The 17,393-nt window shown below is 71.1% G+C and carries 16 protein-coding genes and 1 pseudogene; 5 read left to right on the top strand and 12 right to left on the bottom strand.

Annotated features, from left to right (window positions below):
* Positions 1-52 precede the first annotated feature (52 nt).
* Together CU044_RS23550 and CU044_RS23545 are read right to left on the bottom strand one after the other, a co-directional pair.
* Positions 53-757, bottom strand: coding sequence for a L,D-transpeptidase family protein (locus tag CU044_RS23550; protein WP_129770698.1), 705 nt, complete (start codon positions 755-757; stop codon positions 53-55).
* 203 nt (positions 758-960) lie between these two features.
* A pseudogene (locus tag CU044_RS23545) lies at positions 961-2,226 on the bottom strand (MFS transporter); the annotation flags it as partial.
* A 62-nt stretch (positions 2,227-2,288) separates the two neighbouring features.
* Between CU044_RS23545 and CU044_RS23540 the strand changes: the two are divergent.
* Complete coding sequence (locus CU044_RS23540) at positions 2,289-3,302, top strand: LysR family transcriptional regulator (RefSeq protein WP_129770696.1); 1,014 nt, start codon at positions 2,289-2,291, stop codon at positions 3,300-3,302.
* Positions 3,303-3,359: 57 nt separating this feature from the next.
* Here the strand turns inward: CU044_RS23540 and CU044_RS23535 are convergent, their stop codons facing one another.
* Entirely contained in the window at positions 3,360-5,099 is a 1,740-nt protein-coding gene (locus CU044_RS23535) for an NlpC/P60 family protein (protein WP_129770695.1), read from the bottom strand.
* A 218-nt stretch (positions 5,100-5,317) separates the two neighbouring features.
* Complete coding sequence (locus CU044_RS23530; protein ID WP_129770922.1) at positions 5,318-6,046, bottom strand: alpha/beta hydrolase; 729 nt, start codon at positions 6,044-6,046, stop codon at positions 5,318-5,320.
* Positions 6,047-6,239: 193 nt separating this feature from the next.
* Between CU044_RS23530 and CU044_RS23525 the strand changes: the two genes are divergently transcribed.
* Together CU044_RS23525 and CU044_RS38710 are read left to right on the top strand one after the other, a co-directional pair.
* Positions 6,240-7,373 (top strand): adenosine deaminase, encoded by a 1,134-nt coding sequence (locus CU044_RS23525; protein WP_129770694.1) that lies wholly within the window; start codon positions 6,240-6,242, stop codon positions 7,371-7,373.
* Between the two features lie 204 nt (positions 7,374-7,577).
* Positions 7,578-7,925 (top strand): ATP-binding protein, encoded by a 348-nt coding sequence (locus CU044_RS38710; RefSeq protein WP_165371958.1) that lies wholly within the window; start codon positions 7,578-7,580, stop codon positions 7,923-7,925.
* A 100-nt stretch (positions 7,926-8,025) separates the two neighbouring features.
* Here the strand turns inward: CU044_RS38710 and CU044_RS23515 are convergent, their stop codons facing one another.
* The 5 genes from CU044_RS23515 to afsQ1 all read right to left on the bottom strand — a co-directional run bounded on the left by CU044_RS23515 (position 8,026) and on the right by afsQ1 (position 12,182).
* On the bottom strand, positions 8,026-8,226 hold the full coding sequence (locus CU044_RS23515) for a PspC domain-containing protein (protein WP_129770693.1): 201 nt from the start codon (positions 8,224-8,226) through the stop codon (positions 8,026-8,028).
* Between the two features lie 93 nt (positions 8,227-8,319).
* Entirely contained in the window at positions 8,320-8,901 is a 582-nt protein-coding gene (locus tag CU044_RS23510) for a VanZ family protein (RefSeq protein ID WP_129770692.1), read from the bottom strand.
* A 157-nt stretch (positions 8,902-9,058) separates the two neighbouring features.
* Positions 9,059-9,787: a hypothetical protein gene (locus tag CU044_RS23505; protein WP_240045790.1), complete on the bottom strand. Its 729-nt coding sequence runs from the start codon at positions 9,785-9,787 to the stop codon at positions 9,059-9,061.
* The gene (locus CU044_RS23500) at positions 9,784-11,508 is read right to left on the bottom strand and encodes a HAMP domain-containing sensor histidine kinase (protein ID WP_240045789.1); all 1,725 of its coding nucleotides are present in this window, start codon (positions 11,506-11,508) and stop codon (positions 9,784-9,786) included. Before CU044_RS23500 ends, CU044_RS23505 begins: the two co-directional genes overlap by 4 nt.
* Positions 11,505-12,182: a two-component system response regulator AfsQ1 gene (gene afsQ1 / locus CU044_RS23495; protein ID WP_193564048.1), complete on the bottom strand. Its 678-nt coding sequence runs from the start codon at positions 12,180-12,182 to the stop codon at positions 11,505-11,507. Before afsQ1 ends, CU044_RS23500 begins: the two co-directional genes overlap by 4 nt.
* 195 nt (positions 12,183-12,377) lie before the next feature.
* Between afsQ1 and CU044_RS23490 the strand changes: the two genes are divergently transcribed.
* A complete protein-coding gene (locus CU044_RS23490; RefSeq protein WP_129770690.1) occupies positions 12,378-13,175 on the top strand; it encodes a SigE family RNA polymerase sigma factor in 798 nt (265 codons plus the stop codon).
* 279 nt (positions 13,176-13,454) lie between these two features.
* Here CU044_RS23490 and CU044_RS23485 read toward each other — a convergent pair whose 3' ends face one another.
* Positions 13,455-14,165, bottom strand: a complete 711-nt coding sequence (locus tag CU044_RS23485) for a uridine kinase (protein WP_240045788.1) — start codon at positions 14,163-14,165, stop codon at positions 13,455-13,457.
* Positions 14,166-14,338: 173 nt separating this feature from the next.
* On the opposite strand from CU044_RS23485, the gene CU044_RS23480 reads away from it, so the two are divergent.
* On the top strand, positions 14,339-14,758 hold the full coding sequence (locus CU044_RS23480; RefSeq protein ID WP_129770689.1) for a hypothetical protein: 420 nt from the start codon (positions 14,339-14,341) through the stop codon (positions 14,756-14,758).
* 204 nt (positions 14,759-14,962) lie between these two features.
* Here the strand turns inward: CU044_RS23480 and CU044_RS23475 are convergent, their stop codons facing one another.
* Together CU044_RS23475 and CU044_RS23470 are read right to left on the bottom strand one after the other, a co-directional pair.
* The gene (locus tag CU044_RS23475) at positions 14,963-15,898 is read right to left on the bottom strand and encodes an aldehyde dehydrogenase family protein (protein ID WP_129770688.1); all 936 of its coding nucleotides are present in this window, start codon (positions 15,896-15,898) and stop codon (positions 14,963-14,965) included.
* The gene (locus CU044_RS23470) at positions 15,891-17,390 is read right to left on the bottom strand and encodes an aldehyde dehydrogenase family protein (protein WP_129770687.1); all 1,500 of its coding nucleotides are present in this window, start codon (positions 17,388-17,390) and stop codon (positions 15,891-15,893) included. The genes CU044_RS23475 and CU044_RS23470 overlap by 8 nt, the downstream gene beginning before the upstream one ends.
* Positions 17,391-17,393: the final 3 nt, after the last annotated feature.

The following is a 17,393-nucleotide window of genomic DNA, read 5'->3' as shown; positions in this document are numbered from 1 at the left end:
CAGTCTGTGAGACCGGTCTCACGGAAGCTACCGCAGGGCACTGACAATGCGCTCAGGTTCCGGGTTTACGGCCGTAAACGTAGACATCGTCGCCGTTCTTCAGCAGCGACCAGTACTTCGCGGCGACCGTCTTGGTCATGTTCACGCAGCCGTGCGAACCGGGCGGGTTCCACATGCTCAGATTCGCCTGGTGGAAGGCCTGCCCGCCGTCGAAGAACTGGGCGTAGGGCATGGGCACGTCGTAGATCGTGGAGACGTGGTTCTTGTTCCGCCAGTAGACCTTCTTGAGCCCGGTCCTGGTCTCGTAGCCGTCACGCCCGGTGCGCACCGGCACCGGTCCGTACACCAGCTTCTTGCCGTCCTGGATCCAGCTCAGCTGGCGCGAGAGGTCGACACAGGCGATGCGGCCCTTGTTGGTCGGGCACTTGCCCGCCTTGTTGGGGTTCTTGCCCGCGGCCTTCTGCTTGTTCATCAGATCCATCACGCCCCAGGTGACGGGTCCTGCGTAGCCGATGGTCGGGGTGATGCCGTGTTTCGACTGGAAGGCGCGGATGGCCTTGCAGTCCGTGGCCGATTGCTTTCCGTCCACCGGCCGGCCGAGGAACTTCTCGACCTGCTTCTGGTGCGTGCCCGTGCTGGTGGTGCACGACGCCGCCTGTGCGGGCGAGGCCCCGCCCAGCACCACGGTCAGTGGGACCACCAGCGCGGTGATGCCCGCCGCCACAGCGCCGTTACGGCCTATGTGTGCGTGTCTCATCCCGTTCCGTCCCCCATCCCTTTCCCTCAACCGCGCCATCCGGAAGGCGCGTTCTGTGGGCTAGACGGGTGAAACGCGGGCTTAGTTGCGCGGAGGGGACAGAATGGCGCGACTCAGTCGCTGACGAGCTCCCGGGCACGCGCCCCGGCGGCCTGGGGCCCGGCGGTCCGCGTCCCGGCGGCACGCGCCTCGGCGAGCGACCGCCGCCGCTCCGTGCGCGCCGCGAGCGAGCCGTACAGCGTGAGGGAGACGACGCCGAGGACCGCGAGCAGACCCAGCGCGACCGTCGCCGCCCAGCCGCCCGCGTGGAACGCGATCGCGCCCAGCGTGCCGCCCGCGCTGCTGCCCAGGTAGTACGCCGACTGGTAGAGCGCCGACGCCTGCGCGCGGCCGGACTTCGCCGTACGGCTCACCGACGACGAGGCGACCGCGTGGCCCGCGAAGAAGCCCGCCGTGATCAGCACCAGCCCGAGCAGGACCGCGGCCAGCGAGTCCGCCAGCGACAGCAGCAGACCCGCCGCCGTCGTGCCCACCGCCAGGTACAGCGCGCCGCGCCGGCCGAGCCGCTCGACCAGCCGTCCGGCCGCCGCCGAGGAGACCGTACCGACCAGATAGACCAGGAAGACCGATCCGATGACGCCCTGAGCGAGCTGGAACGGCGCCTCCACCAGCCGGTAGCCGATCACGGTGTAGACCGCGCCGAACACCGTCATGAAGAGCGCGCCTATCGCGTACAGCCGGCGCAGCAGCGGATCGGCCAGATGCCCGCCCACGGTCTTCGCCAGCGCGCGCGGACTCAGCGACCGCGACGTGAAGTTCCGTGCCTTCGGGAGCAGGACGCGGAACACCACCGCGCACACCACCGCGAGCAGCCCGACCGCGCCGAGCGCCGCCCGCCAGCCCCACAGCTGGGCGACCCAGCCGGTGAGGATACGGCCGCTCATACCGCCGACGCTGTTGCCCGCGACGAACAGTCCGATCGCGGCGACCAGCGCCTTCGGCCGTACCTCCTCGGCCAGGAACGCCATCGCCGAGGCGGGCAGACCGGCCAGCGCCGCGCCCTGTACGGCGCGCAGCGCCACCAGCCACTCCACGTTCGGCGCGAACGGCACCAGCAGCCCCACGGCCACCGCGACCGCCAGCGAGACGCTCATCAGCGTGCGGCGGCCGAACCGCTCGGACAGCGCGCTCAGCGGCAGGACGAACAGCGCCAGCGCGCCCGTCGCGGCCGAGACCGTCCAGCTGGCCTGGCTCGCCGTCACACCGAGACCGGCGGAGATGGCGGGCAGCAGGGCCTGGGTGGAGTAGAGGAGGGCGAAGGTCGCGATCCCGGCGGCGAAGAGCGCGAAGCTCATCCGGCGGTAGCCGGGGCGGCCGGGGGAGAGCAGCGAATCGGTGGTGTCGGCGGCGACGGACGGCGCGGCGGAGGCACCCGCGGTGACGGGTGCCCCGGTACTGACAGAAGGCATGCTTCGAACGTAGGCACCGCACCTTCATGCGTCCAATGCATGGAATGGCGATAATCGTTCCCATGGTGCATGAACCCAGCTCACAGCGGCGGCTGTCACGGAACAGTTACGAACACGACATGGATCACACGGGAGCCCCGGACCGCACGGCACCCGTGGCCGGGCTGGACCCCGACTCCTGGTCCGCGGTCCTCGCGCCCCGGCTCGCCCACTTCGCGGGAGTGGCCCGCCACGAGCATGTGACCCGCGCGGCCCAGGACATGGCCGTCCCGCAGTCCACGCTCTCCCGGGCGATGGTCAGGCTCGAACGGGACCTGGGCGTCGCCCTGTTCGCCCGTAAGGGCCGTACGGTCTCCCTCACCCCCGCGGGCCGTACGTTCCTGACCTCCGTCGAACGGGCCCTCGCGGAGGTCGAGCGGGCCGCCGAGTCCGTACGCGCCGACGCCGACCCGGCGTCCGGCAAGGTCGCCTTCGGCTTCCTGCACACCATGGGCTCGGAGACCGTACCGGCACTGATCAGGGCCTTCCGCGCCGACCATCCGCGGGTCCGGTTCCAGCTCGTCCAGAACTACGGCGAGGCGATGCTGGAGCGGCTGCGCGCGGGCGAGCTGGACCTCTGTCTCACCTCACCCGTGCCGGACGCCCCCGATCTGGTCGGCCGCAGACTGGACGAACAGCGGCTGCGGCTGGTGGTGCCCGACGACCACCGGCTGGCGGGACGCCGCCGCGTGCGCCTCGCCGAGGCCGCCGACGAAACGTTCGTCACCCTCGAACCGGGATACGGGCTGCGCCGGATCACCGACGACCTGTGTGCCGAGGCGGGCTTCCGGCCGCGCGTCGCGTTCGAGGGCGAGGAGGCCGAGACGCTGCGCGGGCTGGTGGCGGCGGGTCTGGGCGTCGCGCTGCTGCCGCCGCCCGCCGTGGCCCGCCCCGGGGTGGCCGAGCTGACCGTCACGGCGCCCCGCGCGGCCCGCGAGATCGGCGTCGCCTGGCTCGACGGCCACCCGGACACCCCGCCGGTCGCGGCCTTCAAACGCTTCCTGCTCTCCCGGCGGGGCCAACTGCTCCCGGACTGAGAGGGAGTGGGGTTCGCGGACCCGCAGGACACGCCCTGGCGGCGATACCGCTGTGGTTCAGATGCGGTGGACGGTGCGGAGGGTACGGGCGTACAGACCCTCCCCGTCGAGAGTGGAGGGGCCGCCGAGGTCGGCCATGGTGGGGCCGTTGGGGGTCTTGCGGCTGGAGAGGAAGCGGCGGCGGTCGGCGTGGTCGGTGCCCAGGTAGATCCCGACGTGGTCGATCTCCCCGCTCTCGGACGCTTCGGCATCGAAGAACAGCAGGTCACCCGGACGGAGTTGAGAGGTGGCGGGTGGTTGGCCGACGGCCCGCGCGAGAGTGACGCCGGGCGCGCGCAGCGACTGATCGTGGGAACGGCGGGGCAGTGCGGTCCTGGCGGGATCGTCACCCGCGGCAAGAGGGACGCCGCTGTGGTGGCCGTACACCATCCGGATGTATCCGGAGCAGTCCAGGTTGTCGTGCCAACTGTCGTCCGGGGCGGGGCTGGTGCCGCCGACCGGGAAGGTCCAGGGCAGGCCCATGTACTCATGGAAGTCCGCGCCTTCGTCCCGGGTGCCGTCGGCCGCCGTCGGCCCGTAACCGGCCTCCCCGAGAACCCGCGCACCGCCGAGTGCGACCGAGCGGACCTCAGGAGCGCCCGCGACGAACATGAAGGCGTACGCGAGGACGTCCGGAGCGGTCGACCCCGCCCAGGCCCGTACGGTCTGTTCGAGGGCTGTGGTCCATACGCCGTCGAAGGGTTCGGGCAGAAGACGTATCCACTCCCGGTGCGTGACGGCCGGCGTGACGGCCCAGCTTCCTTCGGTGACGCGGAAACGGGTGACGCGCAGGCGTACGGGGAGGTTGGTGCTGCCCGTGGACGCGAGTGCGCGTACCCCGACGCGCCCCTGGCGGAACACGGAGTCGGTCACCTTGGCCGTCCACGCGGTGGGCTCGGCTCCGGCGGTCTGCCAGGCGCGTACCTCGACAAGGTCACCGGTGCGGCGTACGCGGATCGACCACGGCACAGTGCCGGAGGAACTCGGGAGCGCGACGGCCGGGGTCAGCAGCGTGGTCGTGTCGGCCTGTTCGCGTTCGATCCGCAGTTCCGCGGTGCCGCCAGGGTTGAGGACGACCCGGGCCCGGCAGTGGTTCTTGGTGTCCTGGTAACCGAAGGACAGGGCGAACGACAGGGCCGCGCCCGCGGGTGCCCGGTCGAAGGAGCCGTCCACGCGGACGTCGACATCCGTGATCATGTCGTCGAGGAGCGTTGCGTGCCGGCTGAGGTTCGCGCTGCTCAGGACGATCGTCCCGGTCCCCGGCCGGACGGTGTAATCGGTATCGGCGCCGTTGACGGTCGACCAGGCGCCGCCCGCGGGGGAGTTGCCCCAGTCGGCGGGTCTCTCCCGGTCGAAGTCGTCCGTGAACGGTTTCTTGTTCTCCACGAACGTCCGCTCCGGGCCGGCCAGACGTACGGTCCGTGCCCCCGTGGTCAACAGGGCGACTTCGGTGTCGCCGTGACGTACGGAGAGCTGGGCCGGTGTGCCGGACAGCGGAACGGCGGTCAGCGTGCCGAGGCTCAACGACGCGTACGCGGAGGCGTCGTTGCCGGCGATGGTGACTCCGGTGAGGGAGCCGCCCGCCGTCCCGGCGAAGGCCGCGGGGGCCGCGGCGGCCGCGGGGGCCACGCCGGGAGTACGGGCGTACGAGACGGCTGGGGGCGCGACGAGCGGGAGGGCCACAGCAGTGCCGAGGGTGGCGATGAGGCCACGGCGCGAGAGGCGGGAAGGATCCGGAGGAAGGATGGCATTCGGCATGAAACGCATGATCGCATCGGGCGGCGGAACCCACCAGAGCCGGTTGCGCGCCGATCGGGGTCCCCGTGGCGCTCGGAGGCCACATCCGCCCGATGCCCAGTTCCGGCATCCACCGGCCCACGGGCAGCGGCGAGCGCGCGTGCCGGGCGCCACCACGCCCGCCCTGAGGGCGGACGGCGCTGCCTTGAAGACACGCTCTGGCGGCCGAAAGGCACGGCTCACCGCCGCAGCGACCGCCCGAATCCGGCCGCGAGCGGCATCCGCAGACCCAGCGGCGGCGGCGCCGCCAGCGCGTCCGCGACCGGCCGGGAGTACGTACGCGGCAGCAGCGCGCCCAGTACGAAGTCCGCGGCCAGCGCCAGGACTTCCTGGTGGTGCTGGCGCAGCGCGTGCCCGTCGGAGTGGACCTCGAAGCGGCAGGTGTCCCGGTTGACCTTCTTGGCGCGCTCGGCCAGCCGGTAGGACAGCTCGGGGTCGGTGCGCGCGTCGGTGGTGCCGTGCATGATGAGGACCTGACGGTCCGCCAGCTGCCGTACCGGCTCCGGCTCGGCGGCCCGGTCGTCCTCCGGAAGCCAAGGGGCCATCGCCAGAACGGAGTTGACGGCTCGGTGCCCCGCCGCGTGCAGCGCGGCCCGGCCGCCCATCCCATGTCCCGCCAGGCACACCGGCACATCGCCGTAGCGCCGCACGACCTCGTCCGCCGCCCACTCGGTGTCCGCGGCCAGCCGCGCCTGCGCGCCGTTCCAGCCGCGTCCGCCGTAGTGCACCGCGTGCGCGACCAGCCCCTCGGCGGCGCCCGCCCTGGCGAGGTGGCGGAGAAGCGGCAGCATCCGCGCGTACGCGACGGGGGAGGGGCGCCGGTCGGATACGGGCTCGCCCTCGGGAAGCACCAGGATCACGCCCCCCACCGACGCCCCCGCGGCACATGCGCCGAACGCCCGGCCCAACCGTGCCCGTGGCTCCGCGCGACGCGCGCGCGCCGAACCGTCCCGGCCTGCCGTACGTCCCCCCGGCCCGGGAACCGCTTGCTGTCCCATAGCAGAACAGTCTCAGAAGGAGAGGTGTACTCCACCCGTCCGCCCGGTCACTGTTACATATCGACCCCCTACGCTCTACGCGCGTAGGCGTTAGAGTGCGGAGATGACGAGCCAGACCTTCCGTCCGCCCAGTGCCGACCAGATCCGCCGCGCCCCCAAAGCCCTCCTCCATGACCACCTGGACGGCGGACTCCGTCCCGGCACGATCATCGATCTCGCACGTGAGACCGGCTACGACAACCTGCCCGAGCAGGAGTCCGACAAACTCGGCCTCTGGTTCCGCGAGGCCGCCGACTCCGGTTCGCTGGAACGCTATCTGGAGACCTTCGCCCACACCTGCGCCGTCATGCAGACCCGTGAGGCGCTCTTCCGGGTCGCCGCGGAGTGCGCGGAGGACCTGGCGCAGGACGGCGTCGTCTACGCCGAGGTGCGGTACGCGCCCGAGCAGCACCTGGAGCGCGGACTCACCCTCGAAGAGGTCGTGGAGGCCGTCAACGACGGCTTCAGGGAAGGCGAGCGGCGTGCGCAGGCCGACGGCCACCGCATCCGCGTCGGCGCTCTGCTCACCGCCATGCGGCACGCGGCCCGCGCCCTGGAGATCGCCGAACTCGCCAACCGCCACCGCGACTCGGGGGTCGTCGGCTTCGACATCGCGGGCGCCGAGGCGGGCTTCCCGCCCACCCGTCACCTCGACGCCTTCGAGTATCTGAAGCGCGAGAACAACCACTTCACCATCCACGCGGGCGAGGCCTTCGGGCTGCCCTCGATCTGGCAGGCGCTCCAGTGGTGCGGCGCCGACCGGCTCGGCCACGGCGTGCGCATCATCGACGACATCGCGGTCGCCGAGGACGCGTCGGTGAAGCTCGGCCGGCTCGCCGCGTACGTACGCGACAAGCGCGTCCCGCTGGAGCTGTGCCCCAGCTCCAACCTCCAGACCGGCGCCGCCGCCTCGATCGCGGAGCACCCCATCGGGCTGCTCCGCAAGCTGCACTTCAGGGCGACGGTGAACACCGACAACCGGCTGATGAGCGGCACGAGCATGAGCCGTGAATTCGAGCTGCTGGTCGACGCCTTCGACTACACACTCGACGACATGCAGTGGTTCACGGTCAATGCGATGAAATCAGCATTCATTCCTTTCGATGAACGACTCGCCATGATCAATGACGTGATCAAGCCCGGATATGCCGAGCTGAAGTCCGAATGGCTGTTCAGGCAGACCGCTGTGACCAGCTAGTTCTTGCTGCCGGTGCGGAGATCGCCGGGATGGGGAAGCGGCCGGGAACACGGAATCCCGGCCGCTGTCGGGTGTTTGCGGGGCGGGTGCGCGGCTGGCTAGTTTGGAGAGCCGCTCGTAATTCCCCCCATTTTCGCCATTGCCCTTCCCTTCCTTCCCCCTCTTTTTCCCGTCGCCTCACCTTCCGCAAGGACGAAATTCCAGATGAAGCAGTCCGCCATCAAGACTCTCGGCACTGTCGCCCTCGGTGCCGCCTTCGCCGCCACCGCCGCGGGCAGCGCCGCCGCCGCGCCCGCCGCCCCCCAGGCCGGCGCCGCGCTGGACCTCGTCACCAAGACGCTGCCGGTGGGGGACCTCGTCGGCCAGCTCCCCGCGCCCCTCCCGGACGTGCTGACGGCGACCGGGCTGGCCCTCACCACCGTCCAGACGACCACGCCGTACGCGATCGACGCCGTGAAGACGGCCAACCCCGTCCAGCAGCTGGTGGGCGGGCTGCCGGTGAACGGCCTGGGCAAGGGACTGCCCGTCAACGGGATCCCGCTCGGCGGCTGAGCACGCGCGCACACAGCGGTGGGGCGTACACCCGGATCAGGGTGTACGCCCCACCGCTCTGTGTACGGGCGCCTGTCAGCTGTCAGCCGTCCGCTGTCGGTTACCAGGCGGCCGTGGAGGTCTTCCCACCCGGCAGCAGCAGCCACAGCGCCAGATAGAGCAGGAACTGCGGACCGGGCAGCAGACACGAGACGAGGAAGATCACCCGCATCGTCTGCGCGGACGTACCGAAGCGCTGGGCCAGCGCCGCGCACACTCCACCGAGCATCCGTCCGTGTCGAGGGCGGACCAGACCAGCCATGATGGGCTCCTTCGCGAGACCGTTCGGGAGCCTCTCTCATCGTGCTCCCCGATGTCTCCATGGTGCGCCGGGAGCCGGGGCCGGAGCGTCGCTCTACGGAGCGATGCCGACCCTGGGAATCGTCGGGGTCGTTCCCTGAAGCGCCTCATCCCGCGCGACGGTGTCCGACTCCTTCTCACGGCCGCCCGGGTGCGACCCGCGGAGGACGCGGGAGACACGTGAGAAGCGGGGGACACGGCGGGGGACCGTCCGGGAGCGACGCGCGCGGCGCAGCCGCGCCCGCCCGGCCGGAACCACCACCAGATGCGCCAGGGCCACGCCCGTCGTATTGAGCAGCAGCGCGTCCACGTCCACCACCCGGCCCGGCACCCCGGTCTGGAGCAGCTCGATCCCGAGCGAGATCATCGCGCCCGCCGTGACCGTACGGGCCATCGAGGCCCACCCGGAGACGAAGAGACGGCCGTCGACCATCGGCAGCAGCACACCCAGCGGGGCCAGCAGCAGAAGCCCCTCGCCGATGCGCCGGGCGCCCTGGACGGGCCCCAGCGCCAGATCGGCCTTGATACCCGCGAAGGGCGTCAGATTGGCCGCGTTCACCCACATGACGTCCAACGGGCGGAGCGTCACCCATCCCACCAGCATCAGATGCAGCAGGAGGAGAGCGAACCCCGCCATACGGAAGTGGATGACGGCACTGCCGCCCGGACCTTGACGCACGCAGCCCAAGACGCGGTGGCCGGCGGGAACGGTTCCGCCCGCGGTGGAAGAAGAGCGCCGTGAGACGGGTATCACCCGTCCGGCCCGCGACGAGCCGACGAGCCGACGAGAGACCCTAGTGACCCGACGGTGAGGCGGACGCCGTCGAGACCGGGCCGAGCGTCGGCACCGGCGCGTCCGGCTGGGCCTTCGTCGCCCGGGTGCAGCCATAGGCGCGCGCCGGATAGTCGCCGGGCCCGCCCAGCACGACCTGCCCGTCCGTCGCCTCGCTCTCCGCGAACGTACAGACGATCTGCGCCAGCGCCGTCGCGGGCAGATCCTCCGGCTGACGGCTGAGCCGCAGCGCCCCGGCGGGGTCGCCCGCACGCGAGGACGAGACGACCAGCGGCCCCCGTACGGTCGTGCCGAACCCCGCCTCCCGCTCATCGGCGGACGGCTCGGCCTGAAGCTCGTCGAGCAGCCCCTGCGCGATCAGCACCCGGTCGTCGGAGCCCCTGCCCTGCTGGATCCGCGCCGCACGCTCCACCGGCGCGAGCCCGGAGGAACAGACCAGATAGATCCGCACGGGAACGCCCGGCCGCGCCTGGGTGATGACGTCCTTCCCGGAGATCTCGCACGGCTTCCGGGAGGGCGCGGGTCCCGCGTCCACCGGTACCGAGGTGGTCCTGATGCCGCACCCGGCGGCGAGCGCGGCGAGCGCGACCACACCCGCGAGCCGCCCGAAGGCGGCCACCCCGGCCCGCCGCGCTCGGCCCGCGCGCCGCGTCCGGCCCGCTCGCGGTGTCCCGTCCACCACCCGCGTCCGGCTCGTGCCGCTCCCCGTCATCCCGCCCCAGCGCGTCACGGGGTGTCGCCTTCCTCTCCCGGATCCCGATCGCGGTCACGCTCCGCGGCCTCCGTGCCGTCCGCGTCGTCCCGGGGCAGCCGCAGTACGAACATCGCGCCGCCGTCCGGCACATTGGCCGCGGTGATGTCACCGCCGTGGATATGCGCGTTCTCCTGGGCGATCGACAGCCCGAGCCCGCTGCCCTCGGAGCGCGGCCGGGAGGCGCTCGCCTTGTAGAAGCGGTCGAACACATGCGGCAGGACGTCCTCGGGGATACCGGGACCGTGGTCCCGTACCTCGATGACCAGCCAGCCGTCCTCCGTACGCACCGCCACCCGGACCGGCGAGCCACCGTGCTTGAGCGCGTTGCCGATCAGATTCGCCATGATCACATCGAGCCGGCGCGGATCGAGCCGCGCCATGATGCCGCGCTCGGCGTCCAGATCCACCGCGTCCAGCCAGGCCCGTGCGTCGATACAGGCCGTGACCTGGTCGGCGACATCGACATCGTCCAGGACGAGCCGGGCCGTACCCGCGTCGAAGCGGGTGACCTCCATCAGATTCTCCACCAGCACATTGAGCCTGCGGGTCTCGCTCACCACCAGCGTCACGGCGGGCGCGATCATCGGGTCGAGGCTGTCGGCCTCTTCCTCCAGGACCTCCGTCACCGCGGTCAGCGCGGTCAGCGGGGTGCGCAGCTCATGGGACATGTCGGCGACGAAACGGCGGCTGGACTCCTCCCGCGCGCTCATGTCCGCGACCTTCTTCTGGAGCGACTCCGCCGCCTTGTTGAACGTACGGGAGAGATCGGCCAGTTCGTCCCCGCCCGACACCCGCAGCCGGGTGCCGAACCTGCCCTCGCCGAGCTGCCGCGCCGCCTCGCCCAGCCGCTGCACGGGCTTCAGTACGGTCGTCGCCGCGGCGTGCGCCAGCAGGGCGGAGCCGACGAGCGCGAGTGCCGTGGCGATCCCCAGTGACCAGGCGAGCGAGTTGAGATCGGTACGTTCCTGGTCGAGCGACTTGAACAGATACCCGGTCGGCCCGCCGCCGATGATCCGCGTACCGCCCACCAGATAGGGCGTGCCGCCGCGCTCCACGCGCTGCCAGAAGACGTGGTACGGGTACTTGTTCCCGGAAGTGAGCTTCTGCTTGTCGTTCACCGCGTCCTGGAGGGACTTCGGTACGTCGTCCATCGTGAAGGTGTCCGGATCGGAGACGCCCACGATCGGTTTGCCGCCGTCGCGCGTGCCTATCAGCAGCACGCTGTAACCGGGGCTCTCGCCCGCCATCAGAACGGCCGTGCTCTGCAACTCCGTCTGACTCGGCCGCAGGGGCAGCTCCGCGGCGCGGTTCTGCATCTCCTGCTGGAAGTCCTCCAGGGCCGAGTCCTGGGTCCTGGTCAGGACGGCCTCGCGGTTGAGCCAGTACGCGATGCCCGAGGCGGAGACGGCGGCGGTCAGCGCGACGGCCGCGAAGACGACCACGAGCCGCAGCCGCAGACTGGTCCAGCGGAGCCCCGCCAGAACCGCCCTCTTCGCCGCACCGGCCCTCGGCTCACCGCCCGCGCGGCGGCGCGGGCGCCGGTACGGGTCGATGCCCTCACCGAGGTGCGCGCCGTACATGTCCTGCGCGCCGTACACGTCCTGCCCGGCGGACACCTCGTGCGTGCCGCGCGGGCCGTGCGCGTCGTCCTCCGGCGGGCCGCCGCCCGGCCGGTGCCGCCTGGGTACGTCACTCACGAAGGCGTGTCCAGCCGGTATCCCACGCCGCGCACCGTACGGATCAGGGTCGGCGAGGACGGCACGTCCTCCACCTTCGCGCGCAGCCGCTGCACACACGCGTCCACCAGCCGCGAGTCACCGAGGTAGTCGTGCTCCCACACCAGCCGCAGCAACTGCTGCCGGGACAGCGCCTGGCCGGGCCGGCGGCTCAGTTCGAGCAGCAGCCGCAGCTCGGTCGGCGTGAGCTGGAGGTCCTCGCCGTTCTTGGTGACCGTCATCGCGGAACGGTCGATCACCAGGCTGCCGAACGTCGCGGAGTCCGTGGACTCGCGCTCGCCGCGGCGCAGCACCGCGCGGATCCGGGCGTCGAGCACCCGTCCCTGGACAGGCTTCACCACATAGTCGTCGGCCCCGGACTCCAGACCGACCACTACATCGATGTCATCGCTGCGCGCGGTCAGCAGGATGATCGGCAGCTGGTCGGTGCGCCTGATGCGCCGGCACACCTCGAAACCGTCGATCCCGGGCAGCATCACGTCCAGCACGATCAGATCCGGCCGCTGCTCCCGCAGCAGTTTCAGGCCGTCCTCTCCCGTCGCCGCGGTGGCCACTCGGTGGCCCTGGCGTGACAGCGAGAGTTCGAGGGCCGTGCGGATGGCGTCGTCGTCCTCGATCAGCAACAGGAAAGGCACGGAGGTCATTCTGTCCCATGGGGGGACCGGAGTTCGACCGCCGGTGCGCTCCTCACTCATTCCCCACGCGTTTCACAAGCCACGAAGTCCCCTGTGACAGGGCTGTGACAGACGGCGGACAGGGCCATGAAACTGCCCCGGCAAGCTCATTGGCACACGGAACGAAATCCAGACTCCAACGACGGGGGGCGCGGGATGAACGCACTGCACGGAACGACCTCAAGCGCAGTGGTCACGCGTCTTCATGACGTCACGCGGAGCAGCGAGAAGTCCGGCGGCGTGAACGGGCGGGGGTGCGTTCGCGGCGCCGGGCGTCAGCACAAGCCGTCGTACATGACGGTCGTTGACGCGGACCGCACGGAGCGCTCGGACCGGGCGGGCAACGGGGGAAATCCGGGCAACGGGGGTAACAGGGCGGCCGCGTACGGGGAGGCCACGGGGGAACGGACGGTCCTGGCGGGGCGGACGGACGCCGAAGCGGCGTTCACCGCGTACGTCCAGGAGCGCCGCGCCTCCCTGTACGCGACGGCCTACCACCTGACCGGCGACCGGTTCGAGGCCGAGGATCTGCTCCAGAGCGCCCTCTTCTCGACCTACCGGGCGTGGGACAGGATCAGCGACAAGGCCGCGGTCGGCGGCTATCTGCGCCGCACCATGACCAATCTGCACATCAGCGCCTGGCGCAGGCGCAAGCTCAATGAGTATCCGACGGAGGAGCTGCCGGAGACGGCGGGCGACACCGACGCGATGCGCGGTACGGAACTGCGCGCGGTGCTCTGGCAGGCGCTCTCCCGCCTGCCGGAACTCCAGCGCACGATGCTCGTACTGCGCTACTACGAGGGCCGCACCGACCCGGAGATCGCGGAGATCCTCGACATCAGTGTCGGCACGGTGAAGTCGAGCATCTGGCGGTCGCTCCGTCGGCTGCGCGAGGACGAGGACCTCAGCTTCGGCCGTGACGAGGAAGAGTCCTTCGGGGAGCTCGTCGCCTGAAGGCTGTGGGGGGAAGCACGGGGGAAGTACGGGGGAAGTACGGGGGAAAGCAGGACCCGCCGTCTCGGGGGAGGCGGCGGGAGCACACCTGGAAACAGGGAAACAGGGGAAGCAGGGGGGCGTACCGGGGGCTGGGGGGTTCCCCGGACCGCCGAGGGATCACGGGGGATACCCGGGGGGACACGGGACAGGAAGCGGGATCGCACGGGCCTGGGGGGCTCGTGCGGTCCCGCTTCCATGTGCGCGTGTGAGAGTGCGCGCGGTGGCGCTGGCGGTGACCTACGGGTGGCTGGTCGCGGTCGGTGACGATTCGGTGTGCGCGGACCTTTCGGTGTGCGCGGACCTTGTGACGCGCGCGGCCTTCCCGGTACGCGGCCTGACGCATTGCCCGGCCGCCGCCGCCGCGATCCGGCCCAGCGCCTCCGCCTTCGCGCACGGGTACGCGCCCAGCGCCGTCTGCCGCCCCACGATCGCGCGCTCCGCCCGCATCAGCCGCCAGCCGCGCCGCAGCAGGAACGTCACCGACTTCCGCCCTTCGCGCAGGTCCCGCATCAGCCGCCGCCGGAACGTCGTCGACGGACGGCCGCGCAGACAGAGCGCGTCCGCCAGCACGCCCAGCTCCTGACAGCGCGCGACGATATCGGCGGCGAAGATGCCCTCCGCGAGGAACACCGGCGTGCGCCGGATGTCGAGGGCTTCGGAGTCCACGCGCGAACTGGTCGCGATCGAGTAGACGGGAACGGTCGTACGTCCCGTACGGCACAGCTCCGCGACCGCCGCGACCGCGGCGTCCGCGTCCCAGGACCGCACCGAGTCCCAGTCGATGTCCGAACTGCCCGCCACCAGCGGCAGCGTGGGGTCGTCGCCCTCTTTGTAGAAGTCGTCCAGGCGCAGCACGGGCAGACCGGTGCGGGCGGCGAGGGACGATTTTCCCGAGCCGGAGGGGCCCGTGAGCAGCACGACTCGGGTCGGAAGGGTTGCGGAGTTCACGGGACACCAGTGTGAGGCATGTACCTGCTCAGGAAACCCCCCGGGGACCGATCGGGCGGGATCGGCGGGCCGGGTTCGGCTGGTTTGGCGGGTTTATTGGTATCAGCACCCCCACCTCAACTACTCTGCGTGTCAGTCCGATTACTCATCGATCAGGCCAGGCGGGAAAATTCATGGCACGTCACGCAGCTTCCTTCTCTCCCCGGCGCACTCTGCTCCGCGCCGGTCTGACCGTCACCGCCGCGGGTGTGGCCCTCGGCCTCGGCGGTACGGCGGCCCAGGCGGCGGATCCCGCCGCCCCCACGCCCGCGACGGACACCAGCGAGCAGCTCTCCGAGTCCTCCATGGCGGCGGGCAAGGCCCTGACCGGCTCCGTCGGATATGTGCTGGGCCCCCTCACGGACCTGAAGCTCTACCCGCTGGCCAAGACGGGCGTGGATCCCCTGGACAACGCGGTGGGCACACAGATCGCCGACTTCAAGCCGGTGTCCACCGCCCCGCTGACCGCCCCGGTGACCGAGGGCGCGGCGCTCAAGGACGTGCCGGTGCTCGGCCCGGTGCTGGGCACGGCGACGGGCCTGCTGACGGGGTGATCGGTGTCGATGGCTCGATGGCCCCGTTCTCCCCCGGAGTGAGGGAAAACGGGGCCTCCGTGTGACGGTTCAGGAGGACGGGCCTCGGCGAGACGAGCGTCAGCAGGACACGCGTCAGCAGGACACGCGTCAGCAGGACACGCGTCAGCAGGACACGCGTCAGCAGGACACGCGTCAGCAGGACACGCGTCAGCAGGACGAGCGTCAGTAGGACGAGCCCGACGCGCCCAGGCTGCCCGTGGGGTGCCAGACCGTCTTCGTCTCCAGGAAGGCCGTCAGCCGGCGGGTGCCGGGATCCGCCGTCCAGTCGGTACGGCCCGCGCCCTCCGGGCGCAGCACCCGCTTCAGATTGTCGGCCGCCGCGATCTCCAGGTCCTTGGCGAGGACCTCGTCCGCGCCGGTCAGGTCGATCCCGTTGACGTCCTGGTGCGCGGCGAGCGGGGCCGCGATCTCGGCGGTCCTGCCGGAGAGGACGTTGACCACGCCGCCCGGGAGGTCGGAGGTGGCCAGCACCTCACCGAGGGAGAGCGCCGGGAGCGGGGACTTCTCGCTCGCGACGACAACCGCGGTGTTGCCCGTGGCGATCACCGGCGCGATGACCGAGACCAGGCCCAGGAACGACGACTCCTGCGGCGCCAGTACGGTCACGACCCCGGTCGGCTCGGGGGTGGAGAGGTTGAAGAACGGCCCCGCGACCGGGTTCGCCCCGCCCACCACCTGGCCGATCTTGTCGGTCCAGCCCGCGTACCAGACCCACCGGTCGATCGCCGCGTCGACGGCCACGGCCGCCTTCGACTTCGACAGGCCCTCGGCGTCCGCGACTTCCCGTACGAACTGGCCCTTGCGGCCCTCCAGCATCTCGGCGACGCGGTAGAGGACCTGGCCCCGGTTGTACGCCGTCGCGCCCGACCAGCCGCCGAACGCCTTGCGTGCCGCGACGACCGCGTCACGGGCGTCCTTGCGGGACGCCAGCGGGGCGTTGGCCAGCCAGGTGCCCTTGCCCGCCGCGTCAGAGGCTGATCTCGCTGCCGTCACTTCGTACACCCGGCCGCTCTCGCTGCGGGGGAACTTGCCCCCGACGTACAGCTTGTAGGTCTTGAAGACACTCAGTCGCGTCACATCGGACTTCGAGTCAGACATTGAGGTACGCCTCCAGGCCGTGGCGGCCGCCCTCGCGGCCGTACCCCGATTCCTTGTAGCCGCCGAACGGCGAGGTCGGGTCGAACTTGTTGAACGTATTGGCCCAGACGACACCCGCCCGGAGCTTGCCGGCGACCGCCAGGATGCGGGAGCCCTTCTCCGTCCAGATACCGGCCGACAGCCCGTACTGGGTGTTGTTGGCCTTGGCCACGGCCTCCTCGGGCGTACGGAACGTCAGCACGGACAGCACCGGGCCGAAGATCTCGTCGCGGGCGATGGTGTGCGCCTGCGTGACGTTCGTGAAGACCGTGGGGGCGAACCAGTAGCCGGAGGAGGGCAGTTCGCACGCGGGCGACCAGCGCTCGGCGCCCTCCGCCTCGCCCGCGTCGGCCAGTGCCGTGATCCGGGCCAGCTGCTCGGCCGAGTTGATCGCGCCGAGGTCGGTGTTCTTGTCCAGCGGATCGCCGACGCGCAGCGTGGCCAGCCGGCGCTTGAGCGAGTCCAGCAGCTCGTCCTGGACGGACTCCTGGACGAGCAGCCGCGAGCCCGCGCAGCAGACCTGGCCCTGGTTGAAGAAGATGCCGGTGACGATGCCCTCGACGGCCTGGTCGATGGGGGCGTCGTCGAAGACGATGTTGGCGCCCTTGCCGCCCAGTTCGAGCGTGGCCCTCTTCCCCGTACCGGCGATCTCGCGCGCGATGGCCTTGCCGACGGCGGTCGAGCCGGTGAAGGCGATCTTGTCGATGCCCGGGTGCGAGACGAGCGCGGCGCCCGTGCCGCCGTCACCGGTCACGATGTTCACGACGCCCTTGGGGAGCCCGGCCTGACGGCAGATGTCCGCGAAGAAGAGCGCGGAGAGCGGGGTCGTCTCGGCGGGCTTCAGAACGACCGTGTTGCCGGTCGCCAGCGCCGGGGCGATCTTCCACGCGAGCATGAGCAGCGGGAAGTTCCACGGGATGATCTGGCCGGCGACACCGAGCGGGCGGGGGCTGGCCCCGCCTCCTCCGTCTGTCGTCCTCCGGCCGAACCCTGCGTGGTCGAGCTTGTCGGCCCAGCCCGCGTAGTAGAAGAAGTGCGCGGCGACCAGCGGGAGGTCCGCGTCGCGGGTCTCCCTGATCGGCTTGCCGTTGTCGAGCGTCTCCAGGACGGCCAGCTCGCGCGAGCGCTCCTGGATGATCCGCGCGATACGGAACAGGTACTTGGCCCGCTCGGCGCCGGGCAGCGCGGACCATTTCTCGAACGCCTTGCGGGCGGCCCTGACCGCGCGGTCGATGTCGTCGGCGCCGGCCTGGGCGACCTCGGAGAGGACCTCCTCGGTGGACGGGCTGACGGTCTTGAAGACCTTGCCGTCGGACGCCTCGGTGAACTCGCCGTCGATGAAGAGCCCGTAGGACGGCGCGATGTCGACGATCGCACGGGATTCGGGCGCGGGAGCGTACGCGAACGCGGAACCGAGTGCGGAACCGGAAGCGGATGTGGATGCGGATGCCATGGT

The organism is Streptomyces sp. L-9-10 (assembly GCF_004151105.1).
Classification (GTDB): Bacteria; Actinomycetota; Actinomycetes; order Streptomycetales; family Streptomycetaceae; genus Streptomyces.
This window is presented reverse-complemented; position numbering and strand designations above follow the sequence as displayed.